Raw genomic sequence first — 8619 nt, forward strand, 5'->3', positions numbered from 1 at the left:
GCAAGCACTCTCCGGCCATTTCCTCCATGCGTAAGCTGCAGAAGCTGGCGGCCGGCGTGCTGGAAACGGTGCTTGCCGGCACCGCCCTGCATCAGGCCCTGCCGCAAGGCCTTCAGCAACTGCACACGCCGGGCGAGCGCGGCGCCCTGCAGGATATCGTCTACGGCAGCCTGCGCCAGCTGGGACGGCTCGACGCCTGGCTGGCGGCCCTGCTCGAACGCCCGCTGACCGATCCGCAGTTGGGCTGGCTGCTGCGTGTGGCGCTGTATCAGCTGGCCTATACGCGTGCGCCGGCCCATGCCGTGGTGCACAACGCAGTCACCGCAGCTGGCCAGGGCTGGCGGCGCGGACTGACCAACGCGGTGCTGCGCAACTTCCTGCGCCGTCGCGCCGAGCTGGACGAGATCGCCAGCGCCCAGCCATCCGCGCACTGGTCGCATCCCGACTGGTGGATCGACAAACTGAAAGCCGAGTACCCGCGCCGTTGGCAGGGCATCCTCGAGGCCAGCCTGCTGCATCCGCCGTTCACCCTGCGCGTCAATGGCCGTCATGGCGACGTAGCAAACTATCTGCGGCGCCTGAATGAGGCCGGGCTGCCCGCGCATCAAACCGGCCCGGATGCGGTCACGCTCGACCGCGCGGTGCCGGTGCACGACCTGCCCGGTTTCGATGCGGGCCACGTGTCGGTGCAGGACGCCGGCGCGCAGTGGGCGGCGCGCCTGCTCGATGCGCAGCCCGGCGAGCGCGTGCTCGATGCCTGCGCGGCGCCCGGCGGCAAGACCGGTCACATCCTGGAGCGCGCCGACGTAGACCTGATTGCACTCGACGTCGATGCGGCGCGGCTGGCACGGGTACAGGAAAATCTCGACCGGCTGCACCTCGCCGCCACGCTGGTTGAGGGCGATGCCGCGCATCCCGAGCGCTGGTGGGACAAGCAGCCCTTCGACCGCATCCTGGCCGACGTGCCCTGCAGCGCTTCCGGCGTGGTGCGCCGCAATCCGGACATCAAATGGCTGCGTCGTCCCGAGGACATCGCTCAATTTGCCGCGCAACAGGCCGTTATGCTGGATGCGCTCTGGCGGCTGTTGGCCCCGGGTGGTACATTGCTTTACGCCACCTGCTCGATATTCAATGAAGAAAACGACGGGCAAGTGCGTGCGTTCCTGGCGCGTCATCCAGACGACGCGGAACGCTGTACGTTTCCTGAACCTTTGTCAGACGGGTCGCTGCTGCCAGATGCCGAGCATGATGGTTTCTTTTACGCCCTGTTGCGCAAGACGTGATTCCACCCTTCGCGGGCTGGCCGGGCTGCTGCTGGTTTTCTGGCTGACGGTCGCGGGCAGCGCGCTGGCCAGCGATAAAAGCGCGGTCAGCCAGGCCGCCATCCGTGCCACCCCGCAAGGCTACGTGCTGGACGGCGATGTCAACATCGTGCTCAACAGCACGCTGGAGGATGCGCTCAGCCGGGGCATCAACCTGTACTTCCTGCTCGAACTTGAACTGTCCCGGCCGCGTAACTGGTGGTTCGATGAAGACATCGCCGACCCGGTGCGCAAGATGCGGATCTATTACCACCTGCTGCTGCGACGCTATGTGGTCGAAACCGGATACACCACGCGCACCGCCGCCACGCTGAGCGAAGCCCTGGCCATGCTGGGGCGGGTAGACGGATGGCAGGTGCTGGAGCGGGGTGCGCTCAAGACCGGTCAACGCTACGATGCGCGCCTGCGTCTGCGCCTCGATACCTCGCAACTTCCCAAGCCGCTGTCCATCGGCGCGGTCGGGGGTGACCGCTGGGAACTGGTCACACCCTGGTACGACTGGTCGTTCGATGCACCCGTGGCTCCGGCTCCGCCCGCACCTTTGCCCTGATGCGCAGTCTGATTGTCGTCGCCCTGATCCTGGGTATCGTGCTCCTGTCGTTGCTGTTTTATGCCAGCGGCGGCAGCAGCGCCTTTTCCGACACGCTGCCCACGCTTTTCATCGGCGGCGGCATCCTGGGCGTGGCCTTGCTGGTACTGCTGGGCTGGCGCATGTGGTGGCTGCAGAAGCGCATCCGTCGTGGCGTGTTTGGCGCCAAGCTCACGCTGAAATTGCTGTTGATGTTTGGGGTGGTTGCGATGCTGCCCGGCCTGGTGGTGTACGGAGCGTCTGTGTTCTTCCTCAATCGTTCGATCGAGACCTGGTTCGACGTGCGGGTGGACAATGCGCTGGCCTCCGGCGTCAACCTCGGGCAGGCCGCGCTGGATGACCTGCTGCGCGATCTCGATAAAAAAGCCCAGCGCATGGCGCTGGCCCTGTCGGACGAAGGCATGGGCTCGGTCATCACCAGCCTGTCCACGCTACGCGAGCAAAGCTCGGTGCAGGAACTGACGCTGTTCGACGAGCGTGGTGGCGTGGTTGCCCACGTCAGCGGCGAACGCGAAACCCTGTTGCCGGTGCTGCCCGACCGCAATGTGCTGTGGCAGGTCCGGCAGCAGCAGCCCTATAGCCGCATCGAGGAGGTGCCGGAACGCGGCCTGATCATGCATGTGATCGTGCCGGTGTATACCAGCTCGCTGACCGGCGAGACACGCGTGTTGCAGCTGGTGCAGCCGGTGCCGGCCCGGCTCGCGCACGATGCCCAGGCGGTCCAGTTGGCGTACCAGGAATACCAGCAGATCTCGGTCTCGCGGCTGGGCCTGAAACGCATCTACGGCGTGGCGCTCACCCTTACCCTGATGCTGGCCTTGCTGATGACCTTCGTGATCGCCTACCTGCTGTCGGAACGGCTCGGCGCGCCACTGCGGACGCTGGCGCGTGGTACCCGCGCCGTGGCCAAGGGCGACTTCTCGCAGATGCCGTCGGTATCCAGCCGTGACGAGCTGGGCGTGCTGATTCAGTCGTTCAACCGTATGACCCGCCAGCTTTCCGACGCGCGCGAACAAGTTGCGCAGAACCATCAGCAGACCGAGCAGGCCAAGGCTTTTCTCGAACGGGTGCTGGCGAACCTGTCGTCCGGCGTGGTCGTGCTGGACGAGGCTTTGCGGGTACGTACAGCCAACAGCGCCGCGGCGCAGATTCTGGGCGTGGACGCTTCGATTCTGGATGCCCAGCCGCTGGCGGAACTGGGTCAGCCGGGCGAGGCGTTGCATGTGTTCGGGGCCACGGTGGTGGCCCGCTTCGGCGAGCACGAAGGCGAGTGGCAAGAGCAGGTCGATTATGCCGGCCATGGCGGCAACCAGTCGCTGCTGTTGCGCGGCACCCGCCTGCCGGCGGGTGTCGAACGCGGCTATGTGCTGGTATTCGACGACGTGACCAAGCTGATCGACGCCGAACGCAATGCTGCCTGGAGCGAAGTGGCGCGCCGCCTCGCGCACGAGATCAAGAACCCGCTCACGCCGATACAACTTTCGGCCGAACGCATCGCGCGCAAGCTGGACGGGCGCCTGGAAACGGCCGATGCCGAATTCCTCGCGCGCGCCACGCATACCATCGTCAACCAGGTTGCCGCCATGAAGAGCATGGTGGATGCCTTTGCCGGCTATGCGCGAATGCCGCGCGCCAAACTCGAGGCGCTTGATCTCAATGCCTTGGTACGCGACGTGCTGACCTTGTACGATGCCAAAACGCTCGGGCTGGTGTTGAGTCTCGACGCCGACTTGCCGCGTATAGCAGGCGACGCCACATTATTGCGTCAGGTGATACATAATCTGTTGCAAAATGCGCAGGATGCGCTGGCCGGTCACGCTGCACCGTGCGTGGAGGTCGGTACGCGCCTGCGCAGCAATCAACATACAGTTTGTTTATCCGTAACAGACAATGGAGCCGGGTTTCCGGAACATCTGATGACACGGCTGTTCGAGCCCTATGCAACGACCAAGGCCAAGGGGACGGGCCTGGGCCTGGCCATTGTCAAAAAGATCGTCGAAGAGCATCACGGTAAAATTCAAATAGAAAACCTCAAAACGGGCGGCGCGGCCATCCGCATTTCGCTGCCTGTTTTTGCGGCAGGCGGAGAGAACACGTGAGCGGGCATATTCTCGTCGTTGATGACGAAGTGGGCATTCGTGAGTTGTTGTCGGAAATTCTTACCGACGAAGGGTATGACGTGCATCTGGCGGAAAACGCCGAGGCGGCACGTGCCTTCCGCTCCCAAAGACGGCCCGACCTGGTGTTGCTCGACATCTGGATGCCCGATACCGACGGGGTGACCCTGCTGAAGGAGTGGGCCGGCGGCGGCCTGCTCACCATGCCTGTGGTGATGATGTCCGGACACGGCACCATCGATACCGCTGTGGAGGCCACCCGGCTCGGCGCAGCCGACTTCCTCGAAAAGCCGGTGGCGCTCGCCAAGCTGATCGATACCGTCAACAAGGCGATCAAGCGCGGCGTCGCCCTGCCCCGGCGCGCCGCCAGCATGGACTTGTCGGCGCTCGGCAAAAGCCCGCTGATCCTCGAACTCAAAAAGCGCCTTTCCCAGATCGCCGGCAATACCGCGCCCGTGATGCTGATGGGCGAACCGGGCAGCGGCTTTGAAATCTGCGCCCATTTCCTGCATCAGCCATCCACGCCGTGGGTCGAGATCAAGGATCGTGCGCGGCTGGTGTCGGATCCGCTGAGCTTCGTCGAAATGCTCGGTAGCGGCACGCTCTACCTGCCCGAGGTCTGCGAGCTGGCACGCCTGGAACAAAAAGGCCTCGGTTTGCTGCTCGACCGTATCGAAGGCAGCGGGGCGCGTCTGGTGTGCGCGTCCAGCCGCAGTCTCGACACCATGGTCGCAGCCGGCGAATTCGACAGCCGCCTGTTCTACCGCTTGTCCAGCCTCGCCATTCAGGTACCACCCTTGCGCGAACATCGCGAGGACATTCCCGAGATCGCCAACTTCATGCTGGCGCAGCTGATCGAAGCGGGCGTCTGTCCGGTGCGGCGGCTCACGACGCCGGCGCTGAACCAGTTGCGCAATTTCGACTGGCCGGGCAATCTGCCGCAGCTCAACAACGTGGTGCGCACACTGGCGGTCACGGCGCTGTCGAGCGAAATCGATGCGGCCGACGTCAACCGTGTGCTGGCCCCGATGAAGCTGTCGGCGCCGGCGGTGGCGCACGGCATTCCGCTCGACATTCCGCTGCGTGAAGCGCGCGACGCCTTCGAGCGCATGTATTTCGAACACCTGATCCAGAAGGAAGGCGGCAGCATGACCCGGGTCGCCGACAAATCGGGGCTGGAGCGCACACACCTCTACCGCAAACTGAAACAACTGAACATCCGGCACGGGCGTCGTCTTGACGAAGACCTGTAGACCCAGGGAACACGCTTGAAGATCATCATTCTGGGCGCAGGCCAGGTCGGGGCCAATCTGGCCGAGAGTCTGGTCGCCGAAAACAACGACATCACGGTCATCGACCTCGATACCAGCCGCCTGACGCTGTTGCAGGACCGCTTCGACCTGCGCACCGTGCGTGGCCATGCGGCGCATCCTTCGGTGTTGAAGCAGGCCGGCGCCGAAGATGCCGACATGCTGGTCGCGGTCACGCAAAGCGACGAAACCAACCTCGTGGCATGCCGCATCGCATCCACGCTGTTCAATGTCCCCACGCGTATTGCGCGTATCCGTTCGAATGATTTCCTGGGTCTGGAGCCGGGTTTTCTGGCCGAGCAATTCGGCGTCGATGACGTCATCAGCCCGGAGCAGGAGGTGACCGACACCCTGAGGCGGCTGATCGAGCATCCGGAAGCGCTGCAGGTGCTCGACTTTGCCGACGGCAAGGTGCGCCTGATCGCGGTCCGCTCATACCACGGCGGTCCCCTGGTGGGGCACGAGCTGCAGGAGATCAAGCGCCATATGCCGGATCTGGAATGCCGTATTCCGGCCATTTACCGGCGTGACCACGGCATCGTGCCCAAGGGGATCACGGTGATCGAGCCGGGCGACGAGGTGTTCTTCCTGGCGCGCAAGCAGGATATTCCCTCCGTCATGCGCGAACTCCGCCGCATGGAACGCCGGGTCAAGAAGGTCATGATCGCCGGCGGCGGCAATATCGGACGGCGGCTGGCGGCGCAGATCGAACGCGATTACGACGTCAAGGTGATCGACCATAACAAGAAGGTCAGCAATCTGCTGGCCGAGCAGCTCCACCATACGCTGGTACTGCAGGGCGACGCGACCGACGAGGAACTGCTGGAGCAGGAAAACATCGCGTCCATGGACGTGTTTTGCGCGCTCACCAACGACGACGAGGACAATATCATGTCCGCGCTGCTGGCCAAGCGGATGGGCGCGCACCGCGTGATCGCACTGATCAACCGGTCGGCCTATGTCGACCTGGTGCAGGGCGGCGAAATCGACATCGCCATCTCGCCGGCGCAGGCGACGGTCGGGCCTTTGCTGTCCAAGATCCGGCGCGGCCATTCGCTGCGACGCGGCGCGGCCGAAGTGCTGGAGGTGGCGGTGCACGGCGATGCCAAGACCTCGCGCGTCGTGGGCCGGCGCATTGAAGAGATCGACCTGCCCGACGGCGCGACGATTGCCGCGATCATCCGCAACAACGACGTCATCATCGCCCACCACGACACGCTGATCGAAGCGGAAGACCATCTCATCGTGTTTGCGCTCAACAAACGCATCATTCCCAAGGTGGAAAAACTGCTCCAGGTCGGTTTCGGTTTCTTCTGATGTCCCGCATTGCCCCCGTTCTGAACGTGCTGTCCAAGGTGGTGATGCTGTTCTCGGCCACCTTTCTGCTGCCGTTGACGCTGTCCTGGCTGGTGGCCGACGGGGCGCAGCGCGCCTACGATGATGCCATCATCGTCACGTTCGTCGCCGGGGCGCTCACCTGGCTCTTTACCCGGAAATCGCAACGCGAGCTGCAGACCCGGGACGGCTTTCTGCTGGTGCTGCTGGCGTGGACCAGCCTGCCGGCCTTCGCTACCTTGCCCTTGCTGATCTACCTGCCCCACCTTTCGTTTACCGACGCCTATTTCGAAACGGTATCGGGCATCACCACGACGGGCGCGACGATCCTGACCGGCCTGGATGCCTTGCCCCTTTCCATCAATCTGTGGCGTGGCCTGCTGGTCTGGTTGGGGGGCATGGGCTTGATCGTGCTGGCCGTTGCCATCCTGCCCCTGCTGGGCGTGGGGGGCATGCAGATCTACAAGGCCGAAACGCCGGGTCCGATGAAGGACACCAAGCTCACGCCGCGCATTACCGAAACAGCCAAGGGCCTGTATCTGGTCTACGTCGGTATTTCGATCGCGTGCGGGCTGTCGTACTGGGCGGCAGGGATGACGCCGTTCGATGCCGTCATGCACACGTTTTCCACCATGGGGCTGGGGGGATTTTCTTCGCACGATGCCGGTTTCAGCTACTGGAACTCGCCGGCCATCGAGGTGGTGGCGGTGGTGTTCATGCTGGTGGCCGGAATCAATTTCTCCACGCATTTCCTCGCGTGGCGACACCGCTCGCTGGCGGCCTACCGGCTCGATCCCGAGGTGCGCTGGTTCCTGATCGCGACGCTGGGCAGCGCAGTGGTGATCGCGATCTACCTGACCGTCATGCACGTCTATCCCAGTTTTTTCCAGGCGCTGCGTTTCGCTGTTTTCAATACCGTCTCGATCGCCACGACGACCGGCTTTGCCAATACCGACTACAACAAATGGCCGATTTTCGCCCCGCTCTGTATGCTGCTTCTGTCCTCTTTTGCGTCCTGCTCGGGCAGTACCGGCGGCGGCATGAAAATGGTGCGCGCCCAGCTGCTATTCAGGCAGGGGCGGCGCGAACTGACCCGCCTCGTGCACCCGGCGGCCCGATTGCCCGTCAAGCTGGCCGGACAGGTGGTGCCCAACAATGTGATCTACGCAGTGCTGGCGTTTGCATTTCTTTATGTGTTCGCCATCATTATCATGACGCTGTTGATGGCGCTCAGCGGGCTGGAGTTCATCAGCGCGTTCTCTGCCGTGGTGGCCTCGATCAATAACACCGGACCCGGGTTGAACCAGGTCGGGCCTGCCTCCACCTTTGCAGGCTTGACCGATTTCCAGACCTGGATCTGTACGATTGCCATGTTGCTGGGGCGTTTGGAGTTGCTTACCGTGCTTGTCGTCTTTACCCGAGCTTTCTGGCGTGCCTGAACCGTTGGAAAACTTCCTCGCCATGCTGGCCAGCGGCCGCGACAACGCCTTGCTGCGCTTTTCGCTCGGCAACGAATACCTCAAACAGGGGAATGCATCGAGTGCCGCCGAGCATCTGCGCCGCGCGGTTGAATTCGATCCGAAGTATTCCGCCGCCTGGAAACTGCTGGGCAAAGCCCTGACCGACACCGAAGCCTGGAACGAAGCCCTGGCGGCCTACCAGCAGGGCATCGCGGTGGCAGAGGGGCGTGGAGACAAGCAGGCGGCCAAGGAAATGACGGTGTTTGCCCGGCGTATCGAGAAGCGGCTTGGGTTAAAATCGAGCGATTGAATTTTCAGGAGCAGCAAATGACGCGGATGGTGAATTGTGTGAAGCTCGGGCGTGAAGCCGAAGGTCTGGCCTTCCAACCGGTGCCGGGCGAGTTGGGCAAGAAGATTTTCGAGAACGTGTCGAAGGAAGCCTGGAGCGGCTGGCAGCGCCACCAGACCATGCTGATCAACGAGAAC

General features: G+C 63.4%; 8 protein-coding genes. All 8 read left to right on the forward strand.

The annotated features are described in order from the left end of the window. Positions 1-26: 26 nt before the first annotated feature. Positions 27-1283, forward strand: coding sequence for a 16S rRNA (cytosine(967)-C(5))-methyltransferase RsmB (gene rsmB / locus ABT23_RS02700; RefSeq protein ID WP_296630745.1), 1257 nt, complete (start codon positions 27-29; stop codon positions 1281-1283). Continuing rightward, a complete protein-coding gene (locus tag ABT23_RS02705; RefSeq protein WP_296630747.1) occupies positions 1246-1872 on the forward strand; it encodes a DUF4390 domain-containing protein in 627 nt (208 codons plus the stop codon). Before rsmB ends, ABT23_RS02705 begins: the two co-directional genes overlap by 38 nt. After that, the gene (locus tag ABT23_RS02710) at positions 1872-4010 is read left to right on the forward strand and encodes an ATP-binding protein (protein WP_296630750.1); all 2139 of its coding nucleotides are present in this window, start codon (positions 1872-1874) and stop codon (positions 4008-4010) included. Before ABT23_RS02705 ends, ABT23_RS02710 begins: the two co-directional genes overlap by 1 nt. Continuing rightward, positions 4007-5281 carry a sigma-54 dependent transcriptional regulator gene (locus ABT23_RS02715; protein ID WP_296630753.1) on the forward strand — a complete coding sequence of 425 codons (1275 nt, stop codon included), beginning with the start codon at positions 4007-4009 and terminating at the stop codon, positions 5279-5281. The genes ABT23_RS02710 and ABT23_RS02715 overlap by 4 nt, the downstream gene beginning before the upstream one ends. A 15-nt stretch (positions 5282-5296) precedes the next feature. Continuing rightward, positions 5297-6655: a Trk system potassium transporter TrkA gene (trkA, locus tag ABT23_RS02720; RefSeq protein ID WP_296630756.1), complete on the forward strand. Its 1359-nt coding sequence runs from the start codon at positions 5297-5299 to the stop codon at positions 6653-6655. Then, positions 6655-8112, forward strand: a complete 1458-nt coding sequence (locus ABT23_RS02725) for a potassium transporter TrkG (RefSeq protein ID WP_296630758.1) — start codon at positions 6655-6657, stop codon at positions 8110-8112. The genes trkA and ABT23_RS02725 overlap by 1 nt, the downstream gene beginning before the upstream one ends. Continuing rightward, positions 8105-8443 (forward strand): tetratricopeptide repeat protein, encoded by a 339-nt coding sequence (locus tag ABT23_RS02730; RefSeq protein ID WP_296630762.1) that lies wholly within the window; start codon positions 8105-8107, stop codon positions 8441-8443. The genes ABT23_RS02725 and ABT23_RS02730 overlap by 8 nt, the downstream gene beginning before the upstream one ends. Before the next feature lie 17 nt (positions 8444-8460). Beyond that, on the forward strand, positions 8461-8619 hold a 159-nt coding region (locus ABT23_RS02735), incomplete at its 3' end, for an oxidative damage protection protein (RefSeq protein WP_296630776.1).

Source organism: Thiobacillus sp. SCN 63-57 (genome assembly GCF_001725555.1).
Taxonomy (GTDB): domain Bacteria; phylum Pseudomonadota; class Gammaproteobacteria; order Burkholderiales; family Thiobacillaceae; genus Thiobacillus.